This window comes from Kosakonia cowanii JCM 10956 = DSM 18146, assembly GCF_001975225.1.
Taxonomy (GTDB): Bacteria; Pseudomonadota; Gammaproteobacteria; order Enterobacterales; family Enterobacteriaceae; genus Kosakonia; species Kosakonia cowanii.
Genome location: NZ_CP019445.1, coordinates 2,308,888 through 2,335,163, shown reverse-complemented (window position 1 = coordinate 2,335,163; position 26,276 = coordinate 2,308,888). Strand labels below are relative to the sequence as shown.

The window sequence follows — 26,276 nt, the reverse complement described above, 5'->3', positions numbered from 1 at the left end:
ACGTATATGTCAATAATGTGAAACAACACATATTTTTGTGAGCGTGGATACTTATAATAGGCGCGCAGAAATATGAAACATTTAGCAATTTAATGCGTGCTTACTTTCACTCCCGTCTGGGATCTTAATCAGTGGCGTAATGATGAAAAAAACTCTCCTCGCAGCCGGTGCCGCACTGGCGCTTACCGCTTCTTTCTCTGCCAGCGCAGCGGAAACCAGCAAACCTGAATTTGTCTCCGACTGGTGGCATCAGAGCGTGAACGTAGTGGGCAGCTATCACACCCGCTTCGGAGCTATTCCGCGTAACGATACCTATCTGGAATATGAAGCCTTCGCCAAGAAAGATTGGTTCGACTTCTACGGCTACCTGGATGCGCCGGTCTTCTTCGGCGGTAACTCCGGCGCGAAAGGGATCTGGAACCACGGTTCTCCGCTGTTTATGGAGATTGAACCGCGCTTCTCCATTGATAAGCTGACCAACACCGATCTGAGCTTCGGCCCGTTCAAAGAGTGGTACTTCGCCAACAACTACATCTACGACATGGGCCGTAACGCCGGTGGTCGCCAGAGCACCTGGTACATGGGTCTGGGCACCGATATCGACACCGGCCTGCCGATGAGCCTCTCCCTGAACGTCTATGCGAAATACCAGTGGCAGAACTATGGCGCACCAAACGAAAACGAGTGGGACGGCTACCGTTTCAAAGTGAAATACTTTGTGCCGATCACGCCACTGTGGGGCGGCCAGTTGAGCTATATCGGCTTCACCAACTTTGACTGGGGCTCCGATCTCGGCGATCGCCGCTACTACAACAATGGCCAGCAGCAGCGTACCAGCAACTCCATCGCCTCAAGCCACATTCTGGCGCTGAGCTACGATCACTGGCACTACTCCGTCGTTGCCCGTTACTGGCACAACGGCGGCCAGACCAAAGATGATGCGATCCTGAACTACGGCGCGGGCGATTTCAGCGCCCGCACTACCGGCTGGGGTGGCTACCTGGTGGTTGGCTACAACTTCTAATGTAACGCCTGAAAAGCCGACCTCGAGTCGGCTTTTTTATGCCCGAACGCTGCTGAATAAAAATCTGAAAACAGACCTTTCCAGTACACCAGTACCAATCCTCCCCATCCATTGCTCATCGCCATGCTTTAAAATCCGCTCCTGAGAGGAATTTACTCTAAGGAAAAGAGAACCATGTGGGCCGTAGAAATGGAGGGCATCAGTAAGAAATATTTACTGGGCCAGGTGTGGGTAGATGCCCTTAAAGACGTCACGCTCAACATTGCAGCAAACCGCTTTACCGTCCTGTCCGGGCAATCCGGCAGTGGCAAAACAACCCTACTTAATTTAATCGGCGGCATCGATCGGCCCGACAGCGGGTATCTGACGATTGCCGGCCAGCCAATGGCGGAGCTGGATGATGACCAGTGCAGCGACTTTCGCGCCCGCCACCTCGGTTTTATCTTCCAGAACTTCAATCTTATCCCGGTGCTGACCGTGCGCGAGAACATCGAAGTTCCGCTGCTGATACAGCATAAAAACCCGGCGTATCGCCAGCAGCGCATCGATGAGATGCTCGACAATGTTGGCCTGGCACATAAGGCTGACTCGCTGCCTAACCAACTTTCCGGTGGTCAACGCCAGCGCGTTGCCATTGCCCGAGCGCTGATCCACCGCCCCGCGCTGATTGTCGCCGACGAACCCACCGCCAACCTCGACAGCAAAACCGGTGCCGCCATTTTGCAGCTGCTGCGCCATTTACAGCGTGAATACGCCGTGACGGTAGTGTTCTCCTCCCACGATCCGCAGGTGATTGCCGCCGCGGACGATCTCTATGTGGTGCATGACGGCAGCGTCACGCGCCCGGCAATGGTGTAAGGGGGGATAATGCAAACTACAACGCTAATGAAACATGCCCTGCGCAACTTACTGCGCAGCCGCCGACGTACCCTTTCAACCCTCTGCGCCATTATCGTCGGGGCGATAGGCATTCTGCTGTTCGCAGGCTATAACCAGTCGATTGAGTACAGCCTGCAAACCACCTTCGTGCGCGATAAAGGCCATCTGCAGATCCAGCAGCGGGACTATCTTCTGCACGGCACCAGCAACCCTGCGCTTTACAGCATTCATAACTATCAACAGATCGTCGATATCCTCATCCGCGACCCGGTGCTGAAAAAGATGATCGCCGTTACCACGCCGGTCCTCTCCCTGACCGGGCTCGCGGGCCACTATGCGGTTGGCACCTCGCGTCCGGTGTTGATCTATGGCACAGAGGCCGTTGGGCAAGCACAGCTGGATAAGTGGGATGAATATCAGATAGGCGCAGACCTTATCGTCCGCAAACCGCTGACCGGTACCCAGCCGGAAGCGGCTTTAATTGGCCGCGGGCTGGCCCGCCTGCTGCTGCTGTGTGATTTTGTTAAAGATCAACCCTGCGCGCCGCCGCCGTCGAAAGAGAACAATGCCAGCGCACTACCTGACGATCTGCTGGCGCTGTCGCAAAGCGCCCGCGATACGCGCCCACCGGCCACGGGATCGCATATTGAGCTGCTGGCCGCTTCCGCTGCCGGTGCGCCGAATATTATCCGCGTCAACGTGCTGGGCACCCAGCCGCAGCAGGCGCGCGAACTGGATGACACCGTGGTCAGCCTGCATCTGCGCCAGGCGCAGCAGCTGCTTTTCGGCCAGGAGACGCCCGGCGTAACGGCAATCCTGCTCCAGTTGCACAGCACCAAAGAGATGGAGGCTGCACGGGCGCGCCTGCGGCAGATCTTCGCCAATAAGCTCTCCGGCGAACCGCTGGCGGTGTATGACTTCACGCAATTACAGCCGCTCTATAACCAGGTGCTGGCGATGTTCGGCAAGATCTTCTCATTCCTGCTGGCGCTGATCCTCTGCATTGCTCTCTTCACCGTCGGCAACACCATGAATATGGCAGTGATGGAGCGCACGGTGGAGATCGGCACCCTGCGCGCGGTGGGGCTAAAACGTGGCGATATCCAGCGCCTGTTCCTGAGCGAAGGCGCACTGCTGGGCGCGATTGGCGCGGTCTCTGGCGTGCTTATCGCGCTGGCGCTGGCCTGGCTTATTAACCGCTCCGGGATGACATGGCAGCCGCCCGGCGTCACCTCGCCGCTGCCGATCCGCATCAGTATCTGGGGAGAGTGGCGCATGCTGGCCAGCGTCACGGGCACCCTGCTGTTGGTGACCGTGCTCTCTTCCTGGTGGCCCGCACGACGCGCCTCACGGGTGTCGATTGTTGAAGCGCTGCGCCATATCTGATGCAACACCCTGAATAAAAAAGGAGGAATTCATGTCATTACGGAAAAAGAGCCTGACATCAGCGTGGCTGACCATCCTATTAATAAGCGCCGCACCGGCGTATGCGGCGCTTAGCGCCCAGCAGATCCTGAAGAAAAGCGATGAGGTCCGTAACCCGGATCGCTCCTTCAGCCTGGTGACCACACTTATCAGTTACAAAAATGGCAAACAGCACGAAACCAGTGAACTGATGCTCTACTCCCGGGTTGCGCCGGACGGCGGCCAGTTTCGCAGCCTGCTGCGCTTTATCAGCCCGCAGCGCGATGCCGGTAAACTGACGCTGAAAAGCGGTCGCGATTTGTGGCTTTACGATCCCACAAGCCAGGCCAGCGTGCCAATTTCGCCGCAGCAGCGGCTGATGGGGCAAGCCTCCAACGGCGATGTCGTTACCGCAAACTGGGCGGCGGATTACCAGGCAAAGCTGGTGGGAGAGGAGCGCATTCAGGATGGCGAGCGGCAGATGCGTGACTGCTACCACCTGCATCTGGAGGCGCAAAACAGAGATGCGGCCTATCCATCGATGGATCTATGGGTCGATAAAACCGACTTTAAGAGCCGCAAAGCGGAGTTCTATGCCGTTAACGGCAACCTGCTGAAAACCACCTTCTATCGCCGCTATGCGCCCGTGCTGGGCGGCATCCGCTCGACGGAAGCGGTGATTATTGATGGGGTTAATGCGCACTGGGTTACCGTGCTGCGCCAGAAGGATTTCCAGTGGCGCGACGTGCCGGAGTCCTGGCTGCAACGTGATTTCCTCGCCCATTTCCGGGATGCGAATTCATGACACGATCGCCCCTTTCCCTTCTCTGCCTAATGCTGCTGACCGCGCTGCCAGCCGCGCCCGCGCTGTCGCAGGAGGATGAGACCCTGGCAGCCCTCGATCTGGCCGACAGCGCCGAGTTCAGCCCCGACGCCTACCAGGCGCTGAATATGATGTTTGAAGCGGCCAGCAGCATCAATCAGCAGCAGGAGAAAGAGCAGCGGCTGTCGCTGGATATGCGTCTGGATGCGCCGCTGGGTGAGAAGTGGCGGCTGGTGCTCTCCAACCGCCTGGATAGCCGGTTTACCCACAGGCTCAGCGAAACCCGCTATACCAATACCCTGCGCGAAGCGTGGCTCAGCTACCACCTGACGCCGCAAACGATGCTGGATATGGGCCGCATCAACACCCGCTACGGCGTCGCGCTGGGCTATAACCCGACGGACTTTCTTGGCCGGGGCACCGTGCGATCCATGACCTCTGCCGACCCGGAAACCCTGCGTAACAACCGGATGGGCAATGGGATGGTGCGCCTGCAACACTTTTGGGACAACGCCGCCGTTAGCGCGCTCTGGGCACCGAAAATCCGCAGAGGCAGCGCCGATCGCAGCGCCAGCCTCGACTGGCAGGCCAGCAACCCGCGCGACCGCCTGCTGCTCAGCGCCAGCTACCGCTTTGCGGAGAATTTCAACCCGCAGCTGCTGCTGTTTAAAGAGCAGCAGCGCGAGCCGCAGCTTGGCCTCAATCTTTCGCGGGTGCTCTCCCGCTCAACGCTGATTTATGGCGAATGGGCAGGTGGGCGTCAGCCCTACAGCTGGCAGGAGACGCTGCTGCCGGAGAGCCAGTGGGATATCGCCTGGCGCAACCGCGTGGCGGCGGGTCTCACCTGGACCGGCGAGAGCGATCTGACGCTGCGGCTCGAAGGGCATTACAACGGCAGCGCCCAGCCGACCGTGGCCGGGCAGGATCCTCGCCGCAGCGTGCTGTTGCAGGCTTACTGGAAAGACCTTTTCGAACAGTACGATCTCAACCTGATTGCGCAGCGGGATCTGCAGCGGCATACCAATATGGGCTTTGCCGAACTGCGCCGCCATCTTGGCTCGCTGGATGTGGCATTGCAGTGGCAAAAGGTCTACCTGCTGAATCTGAGTGAGCGCCGCTGGCAGATCTCACTGGATTACTGGCTGTAAACCATCGCCCAGCCGATGCAGGCGAGAATAATGGCGGGGCCAAATGGAAAGGGCTGCTGGCGCGCGGCGCGAAAGAGCAGCAGCCCGCTCGCCAGCCCGATAAGTGCGGCGATCAGCATAATATCAAACAGTGCCGGTAAGCCGTGCCATGCGCCGATGCCGGCAAAGAGTTTCATATCCCCTCCCCCAATGCCCTCACACCCGCGCCAGCGCGCAAACCCATAGTTGAGCAACCACAGAATAGAGAAGCCGACCGCCGCGGCCAGGAGATGTTCCTGTAGCGTCGCAAGAAGTGGCTGGCGGCACCAGGCGCAGAGCAGCGCCAGCAGCATAAAGGGATACGTCAGCACATCAGGCAGCAGCATATGGTCGATATCGATAAAAAACATCGCCACCAGCAAACTCAGCAGCGCCAGCGTCAGAAGCGCCGCCAGGTTGACGCCATCATGGGCTATCACCGCTGCGAAGAGCAGCGCCATTAACGCTTCAATGGCCGGGTAGCGAACGCTTATCCGCTTGTGGCAACAGCGGCTGCGCCCGCGTAGCCACAACCAGCCGAGCAGCGGAACATTGTCGTGCGCTTTTATCTGTGTCCGACAGTGGGGGCAGAACGACGGTGGCCAGCTCAGGCTTATCGCTTCCCCCTGCATTTTTCGCGGTAAACGGTAGATCACCACATTAATAAAACTGCCGAAAATCGCGCCGATCAGCGCAAAAAAGAGGTTTTCCACAGGGTTATCGCTCCGGTTTATTAAGCAGCGAGCGGCAGGCAGAAGGGAGCGGTGCGGAGAGCACCTCCGGGGTTTTGAACAGCCACTGTTCGTAGCGCTCGGCCTGTTTGAAGTTCTTTATTTGAGGCGGGAAGAGCGTGTGGCGCAGCGGCGTACCGTGGCCTTTGCTGTAGACGCCAACCCAGCGCCCCTGCTTGTCATAGCTCATCCCCCAGTCACGCGAGCCGGTGAGCGGGTCGGCAAACCACTGGCGCAGATGGGCGACGGGCTTTTTATCGCGGCTGTCCTGTAGCAGATCTTCAAAGCCCAGCGGAAAGCAGCCGCTGCCCTTTTTCTGATAACTGTGGATCGCATTGCGGATCTGCACGCCGCGAAAAAAGAGCTCCTCCTCCTGCTGCTGGCGAAACTGCACCTCGCGCGAGCGGGTCTCTTTCAGCAAGGAGAGCGACAGCATGGTGAGCATCAGCAGCACCCACAGGTAGGTGAAACCGCCCTGCACTGCGGGCTTACTCCTGTGCATTTTCCTGCTCCGGCAGGGAGGGCGAAGTAACATCGATAATCTGATCGTTCTCATCACGCTTCACTTGCCAGTTGTCGCGTCGCTGGGTGACGGGATCTAAGGGAATATCAAACAGGTACCCCTGCTCAACCAACTCCTCCAGTTGCTCCGGTCCGCTCAGACGATCGTGACGCCAGGCGGCAATCGCCGCGCGCAGAGCGTTGCGGTTATGCTGCAACACCACAATTTTTGCGCGCTCGGTTTGATTAAAAAAGCGCGGCGCGACCAGCGTCATCAGCGTGGCGATAATCGCCATCACCACCAGTAACTCGATCAGCGTAAAACCCTTTTCACCACTGCGCATACGGCACTCCATTCAGTCCGGGCTGCATGCTGGTGGAGCTGACATCCCAGATATCCTTCCCACCGGTGCTTTCACCGGGTGCCTGCGTCGAAGCGCGCAGCCGCCAGGTTTCGCTGTTCGGCTTGCCTTCACAGTCGCAGAAAGGATCGCGCGGGATGGCGCGCAGCAGGTAGATCTTCTCCCGGTTGGCCGACTTTTTATTGATCACGCCATCCACCAGCTGATTCAGCGACACCGGCCAGTTCGACATATCCGCCTCTTTTTCGATAATCCCCTCTTCACTCAGTTGCGCATAGCGATCGAGGGCGGTGCGGATCTCGCGCAGCGCCACGCGCAACGCCTCTTCGTTGCGCTGCTGGATCTGACGCTGGTAAATCGGGATAGCGGCGCTGGCAAGCGTGGCGAGCAGCGCCAGCGATACCAGCATCTCAATCAGCGTGAAGCCGTTGCGCCGCGCCATTACGGCTTGCCTTTGGCAAGGGTTGGTGCCGGCACTTTTTTCAGCGCCGGGAAGGTGGCGGGCGGCGTCAGCGGCGGCGGAGCAAAGTGCGAGGCTTCAGGCGTCTCCTCTGCGGCAGGCGGCAGGTAGGCGCTCTCACCCGGCGCATCTTCGCTGCCCATCTCAATGGTGTTGATATGGGTGCCCGGCAGATCGATGCTGCGCTCAATGGTCGGCGTGATCAGCAGCACCACTTCGGTTCGCTCATGGTTACTTTCGTGGCTGCCGAAGAATTTGCCGAGCAGCGGCAGATCCGCCAGCCCCGGCAGGCCGTTCAGCCCTGCACTGTCGCTCTCTTTGATCAGCCCCGCCAGCATCTGCGTCTCGCCATTCTGGCTGCTGAGCACGGTGGCCGCGTCGCGGTTGTTGGTACGATAGTAAGCGACGCCATCTTTTGAGTGTTCGGCGCTGCCGATGGTGCTGAGGTTAAACTTCACATCCATCGAGATGGTGTTATCGACGCTGATATCCGGCGTGACTTCCAGCTTCAGGCCAACATCCTGATACTCCACCTGCTCTTGTGAAAAGCTCTCAGAGATACTGCTGGTCAGCACCGGGATGCGCTCGCCAATCTCCACCACCGCCTTTTTATTGTTTTTCACGCGGATGCGCGGGTTCGCCAGCACGCGCCCATGGGAGCGGATCTTCTGCATATTGGCGCTCAGCCCCTGGCCGGAGCCGAGATTGACGAACATATTATTTTTATTCAGGGCGTTAATGGCGATATTGCTGTTGCCGGACTCGATAGCGTTAAAGCCTATGCCAATCTGCCCTGGGAAGTTGATGCCCAGGGTTTCAACATCTTTGGCGTCCACTTCCAGCACCTCTACCGCCAGCGTCACCTCCGCTTCCGGACGGTCGAGGGTCAGCAACAGCTGCTCGGCTTTTTCCACGCTTTCACGCGGGCCGCGAAAGGTCACTGAGTTGGTGCGCTCATCGACGTGGACATCGCGCAACTTAATCAAATTACGCAGCGCCACATTCAGCTCTTTCGCTTTGGCGTAGCCGAGAAAAACCGTTTTCACTACCGTATCGCGGTAGAGCTTCTCTTTCTGCATCGTGGCGGGATAGATCAACAGCGTGTTGCCATTGAGGATCTTTTTACGCAGCTGGTTGGAGAGCAGCAGCAGATTGAGGGCGTTCTCCGCGCTGGTGTCGTGGGCGATCAGGCTGGCGGTAGCCGCATCGGAGACATCCTTATCGTAGATGATATTGATGCCGGTAATCTGGCTGATGGCAGCGAAGATCTCCTTCAGATTATGTTTGTTGAAAGTAAAGCTGACGGGCTTGCGCAGCTCGCGCTTGATCTTCTTCTCCGGCTGATTCTGCACGGCGATTTCACGCATCAGACGGTCGCGCATCTCCGCCGCCTGCGGCCAGCCGGGTGACTCTTCAAGGATCTGCTGGATTTTGGCTAACGCCTGCTCCGGGTCGGTTTGATACTGCGCTCGCGCCTGTTGATAGAGCTTATCCAGCACGCGCAGCCGGTCGATTTTCTGTAACCCCTGCTGCGCGACAAAGTGGCCCGGCTGATAGCGCAGCACCGCTTCCCATGCGCGGCTCGCCGCGACATAGTTATTTTTCGCCGCCGCCTGGCGGGCGGTGGTGATATAGCCCTCCACTAACTGCGTCACCAGCAGTTGCCGCTGCGTTCGCAGCTTAACATCTTGCGGGTGGCTCTTAAGCTGGCTATCGATACGCTGCAACGCATCGCGCAGCGACGCCGTATTGACGGGGGCGGCATCTTCCGGTGCGACGGATTTGCTGCTTGCGCAGCCCGTCAGCAGCGCAAGCGCACATACCATAGTGAGAATCGGTTTTTTCATTGTGTTGTTACGGCTTGTGTAGTCAAAGAGTTAAGGCTGATGCTGTACGGCTCATGCCCCGGTAATGATTCAAAAAGCAGGCTGCCCTGCGCCATCGCCTGCAGTCGCCAGTCGGGTGTGATCAGGCCACCAGGCCGGATATAACCCGCTTTACGGCAGGCATCACAGAGCAGCCAGTTACGTGCGCCATCCGTCAGGATGACGATGCGCATGCCGTTGCGGATCCACAGCCCCACCGCGCGAAAAGGGAACGTGACGCGCTGCACCTTTGCCACCGGCGCGGGTGCGGCCGCTTTCGTTGCTGGCGCGTTATAGATCGGGAAGAGATCGGCAATCGCGCTGGCATCATCAGTGACGTGCAGTGGACGGTTTGCCTGGCGCGGCGGACGCGTTTCGTCTGGCGCAGCCTGGCTCACCTCAGGGCCGTTTTCGGCGCTTTCATCGGTAACATGCACCCAGAGAAGCAGCCCGGCGGTCAGCAGCAGCAAGATTTTCAGATATCGCGGCAGCTTCATGACGCCTCCAGACCTGATGCCAGGCTGAGCGTTAACTGCAACGTGATCAGCAGATGAGCGCTCTCCGGGCTGGCGCGGCTGATGGCAAGCCTGTCGACATGAAAGATCAGGCTTTTACTCATGGTGATAAGGGATCGCGTCAGGTTGTTCCATTCGCCCTGCAGCGGAATGGTTAGCGCCAGCGCCCGTTGACGCCCTTTGCCGTTTTTGCCGAACTGATAGCGGCTGCCGTCAACCTGCAGGTGGTTCTGCTGAAAAATGTCGAACACCGCTTTCACCTGCTGATACTCGGTATCATTCAGCGTGCGCTGTAAGAGAGCCGCGCTATTTTTAGGCTGAGGCGAGAGCGCCAGCGGTTTATCTAACTGCAACTCCAGTTGCGCATTCTCACTGCGAAGCTGGCGCTTTTCCGGCGCGAGCGCGCCCTGCCAGTAACCGGCCATCAGCAGTGGAAAGAGCGCGGCCAGCAGCGGCGCCCTGCCCGTTCTCTCCACGAGAGAGGCCAGCGACCAGCGTAGATAAGGTAAAGAGAGGGAAGATCGCATAAGTTCACTCAGAGCCGGGGGTTATTGGGATAGATGACTATCAGCGTGGCGTTGACCGCCCATTTCTGGCTAAGCTCCTTTGACGGCGTGTGGTGTTGCAGCTCAACACGCGCCGGGATCGCCTCCAGTCGGGTGCTGAAATCGAGCAGCGCCTCAAGCGACATCGCTTTGACCTGCAGCCGAACCACTTTTTTCTCAGGCTCAACGCTGACGTTCATGATCGCCACATCGGGCAGGAGTAATTTCGCCAGCGGGTTCAGCATCGCCACCACCTGCATGGCGGCTCGCGCATCCGGCTGATGTTTTTTCATGCGTGCCGACAGGCCACGAACAATTTCATCCCGCTTCGCCACCGTCTCGAGCAGGTGTTGATGCTGGCGCTGTAGCGCGTCGCGCCGTTGATAATCCTTCATACTCGCCAGCAGCAGCCCGCCGGTCAGCAGCAGCACGACACCCATTACCGGCCAGGCGGCGCGGGGACGATAGTGAAAACAGGGAGCGGCCCACTCTTTAAAAGCCGATATGGAAAACATCCTTACTCCCCCGGTGCATCAATGTTGTTGAGAAAGTAGTGCGGAATGCCAGCGTCCAGCCCCATCAGCCGCGCGGTCTGAGCGACCTGCTGCTGCGCGCTCACGCCCGCGTCATTGTGCAGACACCACGCCTGCTGCCACTGCCCGCGCTGGCGCGAGACAAAGATCGTCGACTGCTCATCACGCAGACAGAAGAGCGCATCGGCGGGCAGTGCGCCGCGCCAGGCGCGAAGCTTTTGGTGCAGCGCGACATGAATACCGCCCACACGCAGTTTCCATTTACGGGCGGTGAGCAGTAAGGCCTGCCAGAGTGCTTCATCAATGGCCGCCGCCAGCGCCGTTGCGCCGAACTGCACCGAGATAAAGGCGGTTTTACACGCCAGCACATGGCGCCAGAAGGGTTGCCTGGCGGCCTCGGTGGCGGCGAAGCTGCGTAACTCCTCCGGCGTACTCAGCCCTGGCTGCCAGGGCACGGTAAAGTAATGAATCCGGCTGCTGCTCAGGCAGAAGCTGAGCTTTCCCCACCAGGGCAATCCTGAGGTGTGGGCGCTTAACAGCTGGTCGAGCGCCTCATCCAGCGCGGTCTGTGCGTTTAACGCCTGTTCGCCAAGCACCCGGTTGCCCCGGCGCAGCACCAGCCGCTGCGGATGAATGTCGCACTGCAACTCAGGCGGGAGGAGTGATAACACGGTTGATCTCCGAAAAAGTGGTTTTGCCCTCCAGCACCGCGCGAATGGCAACGTTATGCAGCGGGACAAAGCCTTCTGCTAAAGCGATTTCGCGCATCTGGCGCACCGAGGCGCGCATCTGGAGCGCCTCTTTCATCCTGTCGCTGAACGGCAAAACTTCCGCCAGCGCCAGCCGGCCACGAAACCCGCTCTGTCGGCAGGCCGGGCAGCCGCGCCCTTTACGCCACACCGGCGTCAGCGTATGGAGCGCGCTCTGCTGCCACTGATGAAGATCCTGCTCGCTCGGCTGCGTCTCCTCCAGGCACTGCGGGCAGATGCCACGCACCAGCCGCTGCGCCAGCACGCCGCGCAGCGCGGAGAGCAGGCTATTGGCATCGACGTTCATATAGAGAAAACGCTCCAGCACGCTGAAGACATCATTGGCGTGGACGGAGGAGAGCACCAGGTGACCAGTAAGCGCAGCCTGCACGGCGATACCGGCGGTTTCGCTGTCGCGGATCTCACCAACCAGAATGGTGTCAGGATCGTGGCGCAAAATAGCGCGCAGGCCGCGGGCAAAGGTCAGCCCTTTTTTGTCATTGACGGGAATTTGCAGCACATCGTTAAGCTGATACTCAACCGGATCTTCAATGGTGATGATCTTATTGTCGCCGGTGTTCAGCTCGCTCAGCGCCGCGTAAAGGGTGGTCGATTTGCCGCTACCGGTCGGCCCGGTGACCAGCACCATGCCGTGCGGCTGGTGAGTTAACAGGCGGATTTCGCGCAGCGTATGGTCGTCAAAACCGAGCGTCTCCAGGCTCAGGGTGCTGCTGTGAGACTTGTCGAGCACGCGCAACACGGCATCTTCGCCATGGATACCCGGCACCACCGAGACACGAAAATCGACCGGTCGCTGGTGGATCATTGCCTTGAAGCGGCCATCCTGGGGAATGCGGCGCTCCGAAATATCCATGCTGCTCAGCACTTTAATGCGCGAAATAATCTGACCGGACGCCTGAATACCAGGGCAGTGACGAATAGCGTGGATAACGCCATCAACGCGGTATTTGACCGCCAGGCCGTCCGGCGCGGCGCTAAGGTGGATATCGCTGGCGCGACTCTGGATCGCATCATAGAGCGTGGCGTTAACCAGCTTAATGATCGGGTTGCTTTCACTGGCGATATTGCCGGGGGTGATCTCAAGGATCACCTCATCTTCGCCCTCTTCATTTGCCTGCTGTTCGAGCTGATCGAGGGTGCGCTGCTGGCGGGTCAGCGCCTCAAGCTGCTCGCGTAACCAGCCGGGCGAGGCAATGGCAAGCGTAACCGGCAGCCGCTGCGCCCACTGGCGTAGCGCCAGCGAAAAGGGATCGCTCAGCAGCAACCACTGGCGATCGCGCCAGCACACCGGAAGGACATGCATCGCCAGCGCGTCATTGAGGGGAATATGCTGAAAATCGACGGTAACCTCTTCCTCCGCCTCCGGGGCAAAGAGCGCGATGCCGAGTGCCGCGGCAAGCTCGGGCAGCGCGGTGGGCTCGGCGTCAATCAGCTTCTCAAACGCCTCGCTGCGCTGGGCTTCATCAACCGCCAGCAGGCCATCAATCAGGGTGGAAACTTCCGGCTGCGACATCATCAGGACATACTCCCGGCCATCTCAAAAATGGGCATATAGAGGAGAAACACCACCAGCCCGACGATACCGCCGACGATCATCATCAGTAACGGCTCAAAAATGCGGGTGAAGGTGTCGATCGCGCGCTCCAGCGCCTCGTCATAAAAGCCCGCAATGCGTTCGCACATACCGGCTAACTCCCCGCTGCGCTCGCCCACTTGCAGTAAACGCATCGCCACCGGGGTGGTTAAATGCTGGCTCTCCAGCGACTCCGAAACGCTCTTACCCGCCATCACATGCTCCACCACGGTGTTGAGCTGGGAGTGATGGCTGACCGGGATCACCGATTGCGCAAGGCGTAACGCGTGGGTAACCGGTACACCGCCATCAAGCAGCAGGCCGAGGGTGCGATAGAAACGCACCAGAATGGTGAGAAACTGCTGCTGGCGCAGCTGGGGGATTTTCATCGCGCCTCGCATCAGTAGCTGTTTGGTCAAGCTCTGTTTACACACCACGATCAGCGCGCCGATGGTGGCGATAGTGCCCATTAACAGCTCCGGCCCCGACTGCTTAACCAACTGTCCCCACCACAAAATCAGCTCGGCGCTGCGGCTGAGGGTGTTCACCCCTTCAAACACCTGTGAAAAGCTGGGCACGATAAAACCCAGCAGGAAACAGACAATCAGCCCGCCAACCGTCAGCACAATCAGCGGGTAGGTTAAGGTACCGCGAATGCGCTTACGCAACTGCTCAAGGCGCTGTTCATAGAAGTGGTAGCGTTTCAGGGCGTTGGCCAACTGGCCAGTTTGTTCAGAAGAGGCGACGGTATTAACTAATAGCGGCGGAAAAATATCGGGCTGGGCGGCCATCGCCTGCGATAACTGACTCCCGGCGTAGAGCTTCTCCAGCAGCCCCTCCAGCATCTCCAGCGCCTGTTCATCGCTTGAGCAGGCGCAGAGTGTCTCAATCGCTTCGGTTACCACCAGCCCGGCATCCAGCAGCGCCATCAGCTCCTGCGTAAAGAGCGTCAGCGAGACGCGCTTTGCCGGGTGCTGCACCTGTTGTGCCACGCGCAGCACCACATAGCCTGCCTGTTGTAACTGGTGTCTGGCTGAAATGGGCGTATCGGCCTGGGTGCGGATTTTTTTGCGTTTACCCTTTTCTAAATAGGTCACTTCCCAGGTGCTCATTTTTCCCATGCCGCGAACTCCTTATCGTTACTTTTCAGCCCCTGATAAATACGCGCCACTTTTTGGCTATAGCGCAGGCGTGCTAAATGCGTTTTCCTGTTACGGGCATTCCCGGCGTTATAGGCACCCACCGCTTCCCAGTTATAACCAAACTGGCGAATTTGCCCGGCCAGCACCCAGGCACCCGTTATTACGTTTTGGCAAGGGTTAGTAATAAGCGAGCGTGCGGTGATGTGATATTGCTTGAGCTGCGCAAAATGCTGGCTGTTGATCTGCATTAAGCCGACATCCGTGGAGCCATTACGATTTTTATGCACCACCGTTGCTGATAATCCCGATTCAACCACAGCGATCGCTTTTAATAATGCCGGCTCAATACCGTAACGCGCGCCTGCACGTTGCCAGCAATGGGCTTCAGCGCTATGCCCCGCCAGCAGAATGAGTACCAGCATTAGCCGAATCATTATCAGAAGCCGTAAACAATGGCCTTGCCATTATTATCAGTGGTAGAAATATCCACTTCGTATACGCTTTGCGATTGTCGACTCGGGTTATGCCACTGATACTCTTTGCCCCACGGATCATGAGGAATTTTTTGCGCCAGATAGGGGCCGTTCCAGTTATTGACGTTATCGGGCTTCTCAACCAGCACATTTAACCCTTCAGACTCTGAAGGATAACTGCCGGTATCCAGCCGATATTGCGTTAATGCATCCGCAAAGGCGTGCATCTGGCGTAACGCGGTTTTTTCTTTTGCCTGATCAACATTGGAAAATAATTTCGGGCCAACAAAGCCGGCCAGCAGCGCAATGATCATTAATACCACCAGCAGCTCAAGCAGTGTAAAACCCTGCTGCTGATTAATCCTAAGGCGTTGTTGATAATTCATGATTCACTTGCTCACTCAAAGAATTGCCGTTTACCGTGGCTATTCTCCCCCGATGCAACAGAGACGAAAGCTGATTGCTCCCGCGGCATTAAAGAATGCTCTACCCGCGCGCGGAAATCTCTTTTCCGTAAAAGGCCGCTGATTTTTCTTACTGGTCAGATAGAAATAACGTCAGGAACGCCGTATGGTGCTTTTGTACTCTTCATTCCTACAGGACGTTGGGAGGATAATTAATGCCAATTAATATATTGATTGCCGATGAGCATACGATAATACGCCGGGGGATGACCTCGATGATTAACTCTCTGAAGGCCAGTAATATCAACACAGAGAGATTAGATATAGAGGTTGTCGGCGACACACATGAACAAACAGAACTGCTAAATATTCTCGCAAATAAACAAGTTGATCTTCTTTTCCTCGGCTACGGATTGACCACAATAAAAACCGGAAGCCCCTTATCAGAATTAGATGGCATCGCGCTGGTAAAATGGATTTCAGGCCGCTATCCCAAAACAAAAATCATCTTCTTATCTCCGTATAACAACACCAATCTTATTCGAATTGCCCTCGAAGCCGGCGCCAAAGGGTATATCAGCCGCAATACCAGTGAGCGCACATTATGGCGCGCCATGGCCACTGTCTTAATGGATGAAGTCTATATTGAGCGCGGCTTAATGGACTCCCTTTTCCGCCGCGATGCCATCACGCCGCAGGAGCTTTCAACGCGCGAAAGTGAAGTACTGCGCCTGCTATGCCGTGGTCTCTCATTAACCACCATCTCCAGGCGTATGAATATCAGCATTAAAACGGTGAGCGCGCATAAGCTGCGGGCAATGGCGAAACTGAACGTGCGAACCGACTGTCAGCTTTACTGCCTGCTGTTCCAGACGCGGATGTTTGATATCGCGATGTAACCGCAAGGCCAGCCATTTCACTTAACACCGCCACTGCGCCAGCGTAATAAAACAAGGCCATCCACTTTGCTGTATGACCTTGTTTTTTCTTCCGCGCCTTATTTCACTTCGCTCCAGACTTCATGCTCGCCCGGCTGGTTGCCGCGCGTCCACCAGCGCGCCTGGTACGCTTTCCCGTCCCACGTCACCCGGTCGCCGCTAACGTAGATGGTGTCGTTATGCCACTGTGCCGGGAGATCGCTCTGCGGATCGTCATCCGGCGCAGGGGTGTTATGGCCGCCGAAATCAACGTCAATCACGTTGTAAAAGGTCGCGCCCGTGTCGGCAACGTCCCAGGCGGCGAGGATCACATGGTAGCCCTGCCGTTCAGGCACCGTACACTCATGAGGCAAGTCCGGGCCGGTGCTGGGCTGAATGTTTTTCCCTTCGATGTGACAAAAAGGTTCTGTCTCAAAGGAGGCACGCGTCAGCGGCTGCGCGGGATCCCAGTCGCTTTTCGTCAGGTAGTAGTCCCACGATTTGGTTTTATGTGGCGCGGTATAGGTCCATGTGAAGGCATGTTTCCCTGCGCTGATGGGGTGTTTCGCCCAACGCATTTCACTCTGCTCATCCAGCCGGCCCATTGACGCTAACCCCGCGCTGGCGAGATGTCCATCCGCAGGCCCTTGATTCGCTGCGGGAAAGCCATCAGGCCCCTCAACGCTCTGCATCTCATACAGCGGACCGCTGCCGCACTCTTTATTTTGGTAACCCATATTGGCATTGCACATATAGGCGCGTGACGCCGGGAGAGAGACATAGCCATGCGCCAGCGCACCGCCTGCCATGCATAATGTAATAACCGCCAGGCCTAATTTCGAATAATTCATACGTACTCCGTTTATTAGCGAAATAAATCCACAGCGCTAAATTAATGGCTTATCACCCCGGCAGTAATATCAACCTTCTTTTATCCCTTCAGAGGCAACGTAATAAAGCGAGGAAAATTCCCAGCCGGGATAAATAAAAAAGGCCGCAATAAAAATATTGCGGCCAAAACATCAAAAAGATTAACTCAACTAGAACTTACTCAACTACCTGCCACACTTCATTCGTGCCTGGCTCATTACCACGTGTCCACCAGCGTGCTTTATACTCCAGCCCTTTCCACGAGGCTTTATCGCCGCCGACATAAATCTTATCGCTCTGCCACTCGTCAGCAGCGACGGGATTATCCGGGATAGTGACGCTGCCCTCCTCCGGAACGTGCTTAATGGTCAACGTCAACGGCAGGGAGTCATGCACGCCATCGTTCACCGTAAGATTGAAGACCAGCGTGCTCTCCTGATCCGGCGCATTGAGCGTAAAGCTCGCTTTCTGCTGGTTAGCATTAGTCAGCGTCACATGCGGGCCAGAAACCTGCGTCCAGCTCCAGCTAAGCGCTGCACCCTCTGGATCTGTTGATGCCGAGCCATCAAGCACCACGGTTGCGGCGCCGGTCACCGTTTGCGGATAAACGGCGTTCGCCACGGGGATATGATTCTCCACCTGCGGTACGTCGCCGCCCGCCGCCTGTTTCATCTCATTAAGGTAGCTCACCTGGTCCGGGAAACTGAGCTGAACATTATTGGAGCCAAGCGCCCAAACGAAGACGCCGCCGTAACCCTGCTCTGCCTGCCAGGCCGCACGCGTCAGGTTATTCTCTTTGGATTCAACATAGCGGCCTTCCGGCCCCCACTGGGAGTTGATGGTATTGCCGAGAATAATCTTCTTCTTGTCGCCCACTGCACGCGCGTAGTTGGCCATCGCGACGTCATAGCGGAAACGCGGACCGGCGTCATAGGTCATGACATTAAAGAAGTCGAACACATCGCGCCCGGCGGTGAGCAGCCCCAGCACTTCGCCGTGATGCGCCGAACGGGCATCCTCAATAAACGAGCAGTTTTCCATCACCGATGGGCTGGCGCAGGATTCAGGATCGGCCCCGACGTGATAGGTAGTCAGGCTCAGCACTTTACCGCTGTTCGGCCCGAGCAGCGACTTAACGCGTTTTGCGAGGATCAGCAGGTTTTGGTTCTCCTGCGGCGTCAGGCGGGCCACTTTTTCATAGTCGAAATCGATGCCGTCCAGTTGAACCGTGCCTGCTTTCTGGAAACTCGCCATATTGCAGGTTTTATCCCAGTTGGCGCTTAAACAGCCGCCTACCATCTCTTCCGGCTTCATATCCTTTTTGTAAACCGGGAAGTCAGTTTTCAGCAGTTTAACCAGCCCCTGTGCAATCTTTTCGCGGCTCGCGGCATCGGCAATATAGCCCCACATTCTTTCATAGGTCTCCCCCCCGAAAGCCACCAGCATACGTTTAGAGGGCGCAGCCAGCTTGGTCTGCGTCCAGGAGGTGTAGGAAGGAGAGAGCCAATATGGGTCGTATTCAGCAGGTTTAATGATGTTGTCAGAAGAGGAGATCTCACCATTCTGATTCCAGCCGCCAAAAGAGAGGAAGAAAGTATCAACATTGGACTTCTCTAACTGGGTCGCGGCGTCCTGTGGAAGACCCCAGGATGTCAGGTAACTCATGATGCGGTTATTTTCAGCCGCTAACACAGATTGCGTCAGTAATACCGAGCCAATCAAGGCAGCTAAAGAGAGCTTTTTCAATGTAACCTCCTGTTACAGGTTAAGTAATTATTCTGTCCTCCATCTTAATCCCGGCCATTAATAATCCTATTAGCGCCCTCTTTTCCGGATTGAGAAGCGAGAGGTATTAACAAGGAAAATTCCTGGCAACAATCGATGCTATTTTTCACTCGCCAATAAGCACCGCGTTTATATTATCCATTGTGCAATATCCTGCTGGCTGCAGGGTTTAAATAAACAGCCATCCATTCCTGCGTTCTGGCACTGCTCAATAATCTCTTGCTGGGCAATAGCGGTAAAACCCAACAGCGTCGCACGGGTAATAGCCTGCTGCTGCTCCTGAAGACGAATAGCTTTCGCAAGCTGAAAGCCATCCATCAGCGGCATATTGCAGTCCATCAGAATGTAATCAAACGGTTTATGGGCATGCCACTTTGCCAGCGCCTCTTCTCCGCTTTGCGCTTCGATTACCTGATGGCCGAGCAGTTCAAGCTGGTGGCGCAGCAGCAGCAGGTTTGGCCGGTAGTCATCAACAATCATCACCCGCCTGCCCGTGGCGGTCGAAACCGGTATATCGGGCAGGCTTCGCTGCGCCGGATAAGGGTCCTGTGACGGCGGTAACGTGAGGTGCAGGGTGACGCAGGTGCCTTTGCCTGGCGTGCTGTTTAGGGTCAGTTTCCCCGCCATTAACTCGCACAACGCCCGGCAGATGGCGAGGCCCAGGCCTGAACCGTTTCGTGCACCATCCTCATCGGGGCCGAACTGTGCAAAAGGGGTAAAAAGCCGCGCCTGGTGCTCTGGCGCAATGCCCGGCCCGGTATCGGTGACGCTCAGCGAAACCGCAACCCGCTGTGCATCCCTTATCTGGTGGGAGAGCGTAATGCGGATCTCCCCTTCACGGGTAAATTTAATGGCGTTACTCACCAGGTTGGAGAGGATCTGCTTGTAGCGCCAGGGGTCAATCAGCACCGGACAGCGCTCGCCGCCCACAACCGAAAACCGGAGAGCAAGTTGCTTCTGCTCGCTCGCCTCTTCAAAGAGCAGCACCACGGCGCGGGTCAGGCTAACTAACTCCTGCGCAGAGGGTTGAAGGGGCATATGACCCGACTCGATGCGCGACATATCAAGCACATCACCGACTAACGCCAGTAGATCTTTTGCCGCGCCGTGCGCCACCTCCAGCATCGGCTGGGCATGTTGCGTCTGCGCATTCTGTTTAATTTGTAGCTCGAGAATGCCCAGAATCGCATTGAGCGGCGTGCGGATTTCATGGCTCACCATGGCGAGGAAGTGAGTTTTCGCAAGCGTTGAGGCCACACTCTGGTTACGCCTGCGGATGCGCAGTGCCAGCCCGCAAACCAGCAGCAGCACGCCGATAAAAAGGGTGCTCAGTAAACCCGCATAGTGCCCGCGCGCAGAGGTGGCGGCACATGCTGGCAGGGAGAAGCTAAAAAGCCCCGGCATATAAGCAAGCCATAAGAGGCGATAACGAGAAGTGCTGCGCATCATCTGCTCCGCGTTAAACAGGTCACCATTAACAACAGGGAGAGCTGTTTAACCGTCGGCACCACATTAAGGTTGCGCGGGTAACAGCCCCTTACATTGACGAAGCGACGCAAACAGCACGGAAATAAAATTGATGCGCATCTTTTCGCTCTCCTGCGCGCTTATGACCCCGTTATCCAGCAGCGCGGGCAGGCGCTCCATAATGATGCAGCTTCGTCTGGCGTGGCTCATGCCCAGCAGATACCAGGAGGATTTCATACGGTGGGCGATCTCAGCGATTGCCGTGAACGGCGCCTGCGCAGGCAGGCTGGCAAGGTGCTGGATGTCGTCATTAAGTGTCTGAATAAGTACCGGCATCATCGCGTCAACCACCGCCTGCTGCCCGCCTGCCAGCGCGTTTAACTCGCTGAGGGTCAGCACCTGTGGCGCGCTCCTGGGCAAGGTTTCAGTTATCGGTAAAGGAAGCAGCCTGTCAAAACCGTTAAGACGCAGCAGAGAGCTATTTAAGGTTTCCGGGGTCGCGCTGCAGGCTAGCAACAGCGGCGGCGGAGCGAAGGTGCCGGTCAGCCCGGCCGCCAGCACCCTGTCGATAAGCATCAGGCCCGGAGTGGGGTGATGGGTTAAATCAATGAGTAAGGCGTTCCAGTGCCGGGAGCGCAGCGCGCAAATGGCAGATTCACCCTCAATGACATCGATCTTATTAAGAACACCTTGCTTGCACTCCTGCGTTAAACGCTGCTGTTGCGACGGGTCAAAAGTGACGAGCAGGTTTGCTGGCTTCTTCATCTTTCTGTCGGTAATCAGCTGACCAGCCCAAGCTGTTGCAGCTGTTGATAGAGCTCATATTCGGAGGTGACGCCGAGCTTACGCATCGCGCTCTTTTTTTGTGCGCTGACGGTCTGTTTGGTGCGGTTAAGGCGGGTGCTGATATCGCTCACCGTTAAGCCGCGCAGCAGCAGACGCAGCACTTCACTCTCTTTTGGCGTCAGGCTGATGCAGCTCAAGGCCGGTGCGTCGGCGGAGGGTTTGCTGGATGCAAACGCGCCGGTAAGCCCTTTGATAAAATGTACCAGCTCCGTTGAAAGACCCGCTTTGCTGAGCACGCCGTGTACGCCGAGTTGCCGTAACGCGCGCTCAATTCCAGGGTTGTTGATCATTGTCACCACAATAATCACCAGTGCGGGCCAGCGCCGCTTTATTAGCTGAATAAGCGCAAGCCCATCGTTATATTTATCCCCCGGCATACTGAAATCGGTAATCAGAATATCGATATCATCACGTTCGAGTTTGTTTATTACGTCATCAGTGGTGAGCGCTTCGTCAACAATGTGATATTGCCCGGCAAGCGGTGAGAGTAATGCGCGCAGTCCCATTAAATAGATGGGGTGATCGTCTGCTATCAGGATCTTTTTTTCCATTACCATGCTTAAGGATGTTGAGGTGGCATCGTCGTTACGAAAGTGGCGGCTACTCTAGCAAAAACCTCCCGGTGGAGGGTGAATATTTATTAGCAATAACGCAAGAAAAGTGAATAAATTTGCAGAGATAATACATATAACAAATAAAAATAATTAACCAATAAACACTACGTATATTTCAGGCAAAAAAAACCGCAACGTTACGCTGCGGTTTTTTATTATTGCTCGTTTGTTACGGCAGAATCGAGGGCTGATCCGCCCCCTCTTTTTCCACTTTCTGCTGCAGGAGATGCTCGCGCTTCATCCCAAGTTTCAGCGCCAGCGCTGAAGCAACATAGATAGAAGAGGCCGTACCGATAGAGACACCGATCAGCATCGTCAGCGAGAAGCCTTTCAGCATCGCGCCACCGAAGAGATAGAGCATCAGGATCACCACCAGCGTTGTGCCGGAGGTGATCAAGGTACGATGCAGCGTCTGCGTCAGTGAGATGTTGAAGATCTCATACGGCGTACCGCGACGGATCTTACGGAAGTTCTCACGGATACGGTCCGATACCACGATACTGTCGTTGAGCGAGTAACCGATCACCGACATCAGCGAGGCCACGATGGTCAGATCAACCTCGATCTGGAACAGCGACAGCACGCCCATGGTAATGATGACGTCGTGCGCCAGCGCAATAACCACGCCCGCCGCCAGACGCCATTCAAAACGGAAACCGACATAGACAAGGATGCTGATCAGCGCCACCAGCAGCGCCATGCCGCCGGTTTGTGCCAGATCCGCGCCCACGCTCGGGCCGACGAACTCAATACGCTTCACGGCGGCATTCTGGCTGGTCGCTTCATTGATCACGCTAACCACTTTGCTGCCCAGCAGCTGCCCGCCGTTATCGCTCTGCGCAGGCGGCATGCGTACCATGATGTCACGGCTGCTACCGAAGTTCTGCAACAGTGGATCCTGGAAACCCGCTTTCTCCAGCGCTTCGCGCATCACGTCCATATCCGCCGGTTTTTCCAGCGAGATTTCGATGACCGTACCGCCGGTAAAATCCAGGCCCCAGTTAAAGCCGCGAACACCCATCACAACGATGGAGAGGATCAGCAGCGCGCCGGAAATGATAAAAGCCCAGTTGTCCCAGCGCATAAAGTCCCAGACTTTACGGCCATGGTTCAATTGTTCAACAGTATAATCCTGTGCCACAACGCACTCCTCAGATAGACAGCTTGTTAATGCGTTTGCCGCCGTACAACAGGTTGACGATGGCACGGGTACCGACAATAGCGGTGAACATGGACGTCGCCACACCGATACCGGTGGTGATTGCAAAGCCTTTGATTGAGCCAGTACCGACCGCGTAAAGGATAAGCACTTTGATCAACGTGGTGATGTTGGCATCGAAAATGGACGAGAACGCGCCCTGATAACCTTCGTGAATCGCCTGCTGTACGGATCGCCCGTTGCTCAGCTCTTCTTTAATACGTTCGTTTATCAGTACGTTAGCATCCACCGCTACCGCAAGGGTTAGCACGATCCCCGCAATCCCCGGCATGGTCAGCGTTGCACCCGGCAACAGGGACATAATGCCGACAATCAGCACCAGGTTCGCCAGCAGCGCCGAGGTCGCGATCAGGCCAAACTTCTTATAGAAGAAGAGCATGAAGATGATCGACACCGCCAGACCAGCCAGACACGCTTCCAGACCCTGAGTGATGTTCTGCGCCCCAAGGGTTGGACCGATGGTACGCTCTTCCACGATCTGAATCGGCGCAATCAACGCACCCGCGCGCAGCAGCAGTGAAAGCTGACGTGCTTCATTGGCGTTTTCGATACCGGTAATACGGAAGCTGTTACCAAGGCGAGACTGGATATTGGCGATGTTGATCACCTCTTCCTGCTTCACCAGTACCGAACGACCATTGGCATCTTTTTTACCGCTGTCTTTATACTCCACAAACAGGGTCGCCATCGGTTTATTGATGTTGTCCTTGGTGAAGTTAGACATGATGTTACCGCCCGCGCTATCCAGTGAAATGTTCACCTGCGGCACGTTGTACTCATCCATACTGGAGGTTGAGTCGGTAATGTGGTCGCCGGTGAGAATCACGCGTTTGTAGAGCACAACTGGCCGCCCATCACGTGTCTCTTTCACTTCGGAATCGCCCGGAATACGACCATTTGCCGCAGCGGAAGCGTCGACATTGGTGTTAACCAGACGGAACTCAAGCGTTGCGGTCGCGCCAAGGATCTCTTTCGCGCGCGCCGTATCCTGAATACCCGGCAGTTCAACCACGATGCGGTCAGCGCCCTGGCGCTGCACCAGCGGCTCGGCAACGCCAAGCTGGTTGACACGGTTACGCAGGATATTGATGTTCTGCTGAACAGCATATTCACGGGCTTCGCTCAGGCGCGCATCGCTCATCACCACGCGCAGCACGTTATCGCCCTGATTAGAGAAGACGAGATCGCGATGACGGCCGGTCAGGTAGGTATTCGCCTGGTCGCGCGCCGCGCTGTCGCGGAACTGAATGCTAAGACCATAGTTATCTTCCTTACGCACGGTGGAGTAAGGAATGCCTTTTTCCCGCAGATCGCTGCGCAGGCTGTCGATATTCTGTTCCTGCAATTTGCCCAGTGCCGTTTGCATATCCACTTCCATCAGGAAGTGAACCCCGCCACGCAAGTCGAGGCCGAGTTTCATCGGTTCCGCTTTCAGGAGGGAGAGCCAGCGAGGCGTTGCCGGTGCGAGGTTGAGCGCGACAACATACTTGTCGCCTAATGCGCTAAGCAGGACTTCGCGGGCGCGCAGCTGGGTGTCAGTCGATTCAAAGCGAGCAAGTACCGTGCCCTCTTCCATCGCCACAGATTTCCAGCTGATCTTTTCTTTTGTTAGTTCGTTCCGGACCTGGATCAGAGTTTGTTCGCTGGCGGCGACACCGCGCGCGCCAGAGATCTGAACAGCCGGATCCTCACCATAGAGGTTGGGAAGTGCGTAAAGCAGGCCGACGATAAGGACGACGACCAGCATGATGTACTTCCACAAAGGATAACGGTTTAACACGGCAGTTCCCTTTGGGAAAAACGAAAATTACAGCGCCTTCATGGTGCCTTTCGGCAGAACGGCAGCTACGAAGTCACGTTTGATTACCACTTCAGTGGTGTCGTTCAGTGCGATAGCAATGTAGCCGGTTTCCGCTACTTTGGTTACGCGCCCAACCAGGCCACCGTTGGTCAGCACTTCATCGCCTTTCGCGATGGAGTCCATCAGCTTTTTATGCTCTTTGGTACGTTTTTGCTGCGGGCGCAGGATCATGAAATAGAAAATCAGACCAAATACTACCAGCATCAGGATCAGAGACATCGGGCTGCCCTGTGACGGTGCGCCTGCTGCCGCTACCGCGTCAGAAATAAAAAAGCTCATTCAAATTCCCTCATTATTAAATTAATCAACGTTCAAAGGTGGAACCGGTCGACCCTGACGCTGGTAAAAATCTGCTACGAAGCTCTCTAATTTACCCTCTTCAATAGCCTTGCGTAAACCAGCCATTAAGCGCTGATAGTAGCGCAGGTTATGAATGGTATTGAGACGCGCGCCCAGTATTTCGTTGCAACGATCGAGATGATGCAAGTAGGCGAGCGAATAATTGCGACAGGTGTAGCAATCACACTCGGCATCGAGCGGGCTGGTGTCGCTCTTATATTTTGCGTTACGGATTTTCACCACGCCGTTGGTCACGAACAGGTGGCCGTTACGCGCGTTACGCGTCGGCATGACGCAGTCGAACATGTCGATGCCGCGACGCACGCCTTCGACCAGATCTTCCGGTTTACCTACGCCCATCAGGTAACGCGGTTTGTCTGCGGGGATCTGCGGACAGACGTGCTCCAGAATGCGGTGCATATCCTCTTTCGGTTCGCCCACAGCAAGACCGCCGACAGCGTAGCCATCAAAGCCTATCTCTACCAGACCTTTGACGGAGATATCGCGTAAATCTTCGTAAACACTGCCCTGAATAATGCCGAACAGCGCGTTTTTGTTGCCAAGCCCGTCAAAGCGGTCGCGGCTACGTTTTGCCCAGCGCAGAGACATCTCCATTGAGCGTTTGGCGTAATCCCAATCCGCCGGGTACGGCGTACACTCGTCAAAGATCATCACGATATCGGAGCCGAGATCGTACTGAATCTCCATCGACTTTTCCGGATCGAGGAAAATCGGATCGCCATTGATCGGGTTACGGAAGTGAACGCCCGCTTCGGTGATTTTGCGGATATCGCCGAGGCTGAACACCTGGAAGCCGCCGGAATCGGTAAGGATTGGCCCTTTCCACTGCATAAAGTCGTGCAGATCGCCATGCAGCTTCATGATCTCCTGGCCGGGACGCAGCCAGAGGTGGAAGGTGTTACCCAAAATGATCTGCGCACCGGTGGCTTCAACCTCTTCCGGGGTCATCCCTTTCACGGTGCCGTAGGTGCCAACAGGCATAAACGCCGGCGTTTCAACCACGCCGCGCTCAAACACCAGCCGGCCGCGGCGGGCGCGTCCGTCGGTGGTATCCAGTTCGAATTTCATCTTTTCTCCAACACCAGATAGACAGTCTGATGATTACTCTCTGTTGCGGATTCACTCCACAACCTCGAATTGACCAATCCGCACGCAAGGCGTTATTGG

The 26,276-nt window shown here is 56.4% G+C and carries 28 protein-coding genes; 6 read left to right on the top strand and 22 right to left on the bottom strand.

The genetic code is table 11. From position 1 onward, the window contains the following. Nucleotides 1-142: 142 nt before the first annotated feature. From BWI95_RS10970 to BWI95_RS10950, 5 genes are all read left to right on the top strand, one after another. A complete protein-coding gene (locus BWI95_RS10970; RefSeq protein ID WP_042712126.1) occupies nt 143-1,024 on the top strand; it encodes a nucleoside-specific channel-forming protein Tsx in 882 nt (293 codons plus the stop codon). A gap of 174 nt (nt 1,025-1,198) precedes the next feature. Next, the gene (locus tag BWI95_RS10965; protein ID WP_076769472.1) at nt 1,199-1,882 is read left to right on the top strand and encodes an ABC transporter ATP-binding protein; all 684 of its coding nucleotides are present in this window, start codon (nt 1,199-1,201) and stop codon (nt 1,880-1,882) included. Nucleotides 1,883-1,891: 9 nt separating this feature from the next. Then, nucleotides 1,892-3,289 carry an ABC transporter permease gene (locus tag BWI95_RS10960; protein WP_076769471.1) on the top strand — a complete coding sequence of 466 codons (1,398 nt, stop codon included), beginning with the start codon at nt 1,892-1,894 and terminating at the stop codon, nt 3,287-3,289. Nucleotides 3,290-3,320: 31 nt separating this feature from the next. Next, complete coding sequence (locus BWI95_RS10955; RefSeq protein ID WP_054804394.1) at nt 3,321-4,112, top strand: outer membrane lipoprotein-sorting protein; 792 nt, start codon at nt 3,321-3,323, stop codon at nt 4,110-4,112. After that, the gene (locus BWI95_RS10950) at nt 4,109-5,278 is read left to right on the top strand and encodes a hypothetical protein (RefSeq protein WP_076769470.1); all 1,170 of its coding nucleotides are present in this window, start codon (nt 4,109-4,111) and stop codon (nt 5,276-5,278) included. Before BWI95_RS10955 ends, BWI95_RS10950 begins: the two co-directional genes overlap by 4 nt. On the opposite strand, the gene BWI95_RS10945 is transcribed toward BWI95_RS10950, so the two are convergent. From BWI95_RS10945 to gspG, 13 genes are read right to left on the bottom strand one after another with little or no spacing between them, the layout of a single operon-like run. Further along, entirely contained in the window at nt 5,266-6,009 is a 744-nt protein-coding gene (locus BWI95_RS10945) for a prepilin peptidase (RefSeq protein WP_083699382.1), read from the bottom strand. The genes BWI95_RS10950 and BWI95_RS10945 overlap by 13 nt on opposite strands. Nucleotides 6,010-6,013: 4 nt before the next feature. Continuing rightward, entirely contained in the window at nt 6,014-6,529 is a 516-nt protein-coding gene (locus tag BWI95_RS10940) for a type II secretion system protein (RefSeq protein WP_156884906.1), read from the bottom strand. Continuing rightward, on the bottom strand, nt 6,516-6,872 hold the full coding sequence (locus tag BWI95_RS10935) for a type II secretion system protein (RefSeq protein ID WP_083699380.1): 357 nt from the start codon (nt 6,870-6,872) through the stop codon (nt 6,516-6,518). Before BWI95_RS10935 ends, BWI95_RS10940 begins: the two co-directional genes overlap by 14 nt. Beyond that, entirely contained in the window at nt 6,859-7,332 is a 474-nt protein-coding gene (locus tag BWI95_RS10930) for a type II secretion system protein (RefSeq protein WP_054804390.1), read from the bottom strand. Before BWI95_RS10930 ends, BWI95_RS10935 begins: the two co-directional genes overlap by 14 nt. Beyond that, nucleotides 7,332-9,197, bottom strand: coding sequence for a secretin N-terminal domain-containing protein (locus BWI95_RS10925; RefSeq protein ID WP_076769466.1), 1,866 nt, complete (start codon nt 9,195-9,197; stop codon nt 7,332-7,334). The genes BWI95_RS10930 and BWI95_RS10925 overlap by 1 nt, the downstream gene beginning before the upstream one ends. Further along, a complete protein-coding gene (locus tag BWI95_RS10920) occupies nt 9,194-9,712 on the bottom strand; it encodes a hypothetical protein (protein ID WP_054804389.1) in 519 nt (172 codons plus the stop codon). The genes BWI95_RS10925 and BWI95_RS10920 overlap by 4 nt, the downstream gene beginning before the upstream one ends. Further along, nucleotides 9,709-10,257 carry a hypothetical protein gene (locus tag BWI95_RS10915; protein WP_156884905.1) on the bottom strand — a complete coding sequence of 183 codons (549 nt, stop codon included), beginning with the start codon at nt 10,255-10,257 and terminating at the stop codon, nt 9,709-9,711. The genes BWI95_RS10920 and BWI95_RS10915 overlap by 4 nt, the downstream gene beginning before the upstream one ends. 8 nt (nt 10,258-10,265) lie before the next feature. After that, nucleotides 10,266-10,790 (bottom strand): hypothetical protein, encoded by a 525-nt coding sequence (locus tag BWI95_RS10910; protein WP_076769465.1) that lies wholly within the window; start codon nt 10,788-10,790, stop codon nt 10,266-10,268. 2 nt (nt 10,791-10,792) lie between these two features. Next, nucleotides 10,793-11,479, bottom strand: a complete 687-nt coding sequence (locus BWI95_RS10905) for a hypothetical protein (protein WP_128483523.1) — start codon at nt 11,477-11,479, stop codon at nt 10,793-10,795. After that, nucleotides 11,457-13,094 carry a GspE/PulE family protein gene (locus BWI95_RS10900; RefSeq protein ID WP_232374436.1) on the bottom strand — a complete coding sequence of 546 codons (1,638 nt, stop codon included), beginning with the start codon at nt 13,092-13,094 and terminating at the stop codon, nt 11,457-11,459. The genes BWI95_RS10905 and BWI95_RS10900 overlap by 23 nt, the downstream gene beginning before the upstream one ends. Next, nucleotides 13,094-14,272 (bottom strand): type II secretion system F family protein, encoded by a 1,179-nt coding sequence (locus tag BWI95_RS10895; RefSeq protein ID WP_083699378.1) that lies wholly within the window; start codon nt 14,270-14,272, stop codon nt 13,094-13,096. The genes BWI95_RS10900 and BWI95_RS10895 overlap by 1 nt, the downstream gene beginning before the upstream one ends. Next, nucleotides 14,260-14,715, bottom strand: coding sequence for a transglycosylase SLT domain-containing protein (locus BWI95_RS10890; protein ID WP_232374435.1), 456 nt, complete (start codon nt 14,713-14,715; stop codon nt 14,260-14,262). The genes BWI95_RS10895 and BWI95_RS10890 overlap by 13 nt, the downstream gene beginning before the upstream one ends. Nucleotides 14,716-14,729: 14 nt before the next feature. Then, entirely contained in the window at nt 14,730-15,152 is a 423-nt protein-coding gene (gspG, locus tag BWI95_RS10885) for a type II secretion system major pseudopilin GspG (protein ID WP_042712149.1), read from the bottom strand. A 233-nt stretch (nt 15,153-15,385) separates the two neighbouring features. On the opposite strand from gspG, the gene BWI95_RS10880 reads away from it, so the two are divergent. Beyond that, nucleotides 15,386-16,069 (top strand): LuxR C-terminal-related transcriptional regulator, encoded by a 684-nt coding sequence (locus BWI95_RS10880; RefSeq protein ID WP_034814117.1) that lies wholly within the window; start codon nt 15,386-15,388, stop codon nt 16,067-16,069. A gap of 98 nt (nt 16,070-16,167) precedes the next feature. On the opposite strand, the gene BWI95_RS10875 is transcribed toward BWI95_RS10880, so the two are convergent. The 9 genes from BWI95_RS10875 to tgt form a co-directional block, all read right to left on the bottom strand. Then, a complete protein-coding gene (locus BWI95_RS10875) occupies nt 16,168-16,938 on the bottom strand; it encodes a lytic polysaccharide monooxygenase (RefSeq protein WP_076769463.1) in 771 nt (256 codons plus the stop codon). 196 nt (nt 16,939-17,134) lie between these two features. Then, nucleotides 17,135-18,703 carry a PKD domain-containing protein gene (locus BWI95_RS10870; protein WP_054804381.1) on the bottom strand — a complete coding sequence of 523 codons (1,569 nt, stop codon included), beginning with the start codon at nt 18,701-18,703 and terminating at the stop codon, nt 17,135-17,137. 168 nt (nt 18,704-18,871) lie between these two features. Then, nucleotides 18,872-20,191: an ATP-binding protein gene (locus tag BWI95_RS10865; RefSeq protein WP_083699376.1), complete on the bottom strand. Its 1,320-nt coding sequence runs from the start codon at nt 20,189-20,191 to the stop codon at nt 18,872-18,874. Nucleotides 20,192-20,254: 63 nt separating this feature from the next. Further along, entirely contained in the window at nt 20,255-20,974 is a 720-nt protein-coding gene (locus BWI95_RS10860) for a hypothetical protein (protein WP_054804378.1), read from the bottom strand. 14 nt (nt 20,975-20,988) lie between these two features. Beyond that, nucleotides 20,989-21,606 carry a response regulator gene (locus BWI95_RS10855; protein WP_232374434.1) on the bottom strand — a complete coding sequence of 206 codons (618 nt, stop codon included), beginning with the start codon at nt 21,604-21,606 and terminating at the stop codon, nt 20,989-20,991. A 232-nt stretch (nt 21,607-21,838) separates the two neighbouring features. Next, the gene (secF, locus tag BWI95_RS10850; RefSeq protein ID WP_023481942.1) at nt 21,839-22,810 is read right to left on the bottom strand and encodes a protein translocase subunit SecF; all 972 of its coding nucleotides are present in this window, start codon (nt 22,808-22,810) and stop codon (nt 21,839-21,841) included. A gap of 10 nt (nt 22,811-22,820) precedes the next feature. Then, nucleotides 22,821-24,668, bottom strand: a complete 1,848-nt coding sequence (secD, locus tag BWI95_RS10845) for a protein translocase subunit SecD (protein WP_076769460.1) — start codon at nt 24,666-24,668, stop codon at nt 22,821-22,823. Between the two features lie 27 nt (nt 24,669-24,695). Beyond that, nucleotides 24,696-25,028: a preprotein translocase subunit YajC gene (yajC, locus tag BWI95_RS10840; RefSeq protein ID WP_023481946.1), complete on the bottom strand. Its 333-nt coding sequence runs from the start codon at nt 25,026-25,028 to the stop codon at nt 24,696-24,698. 21 nt (nt 25,029-25,049) lie between these two features. Continuing rightward, on the bottom strand, nt 25,050-26,177 hold the full coding sequence (tgt, locus tag BWI95_RS10835) for a tRNA guanosine(34) transglycosylase Tgt (RefSeq protein WP_023481912.1): 1,128 nt from the start codon (nt 26,175-26,177) through the stop codon (nt 25,050-25,052). Between the last annotated feature and the right edge of the window lie 99 nt (nt 26,178-26,276).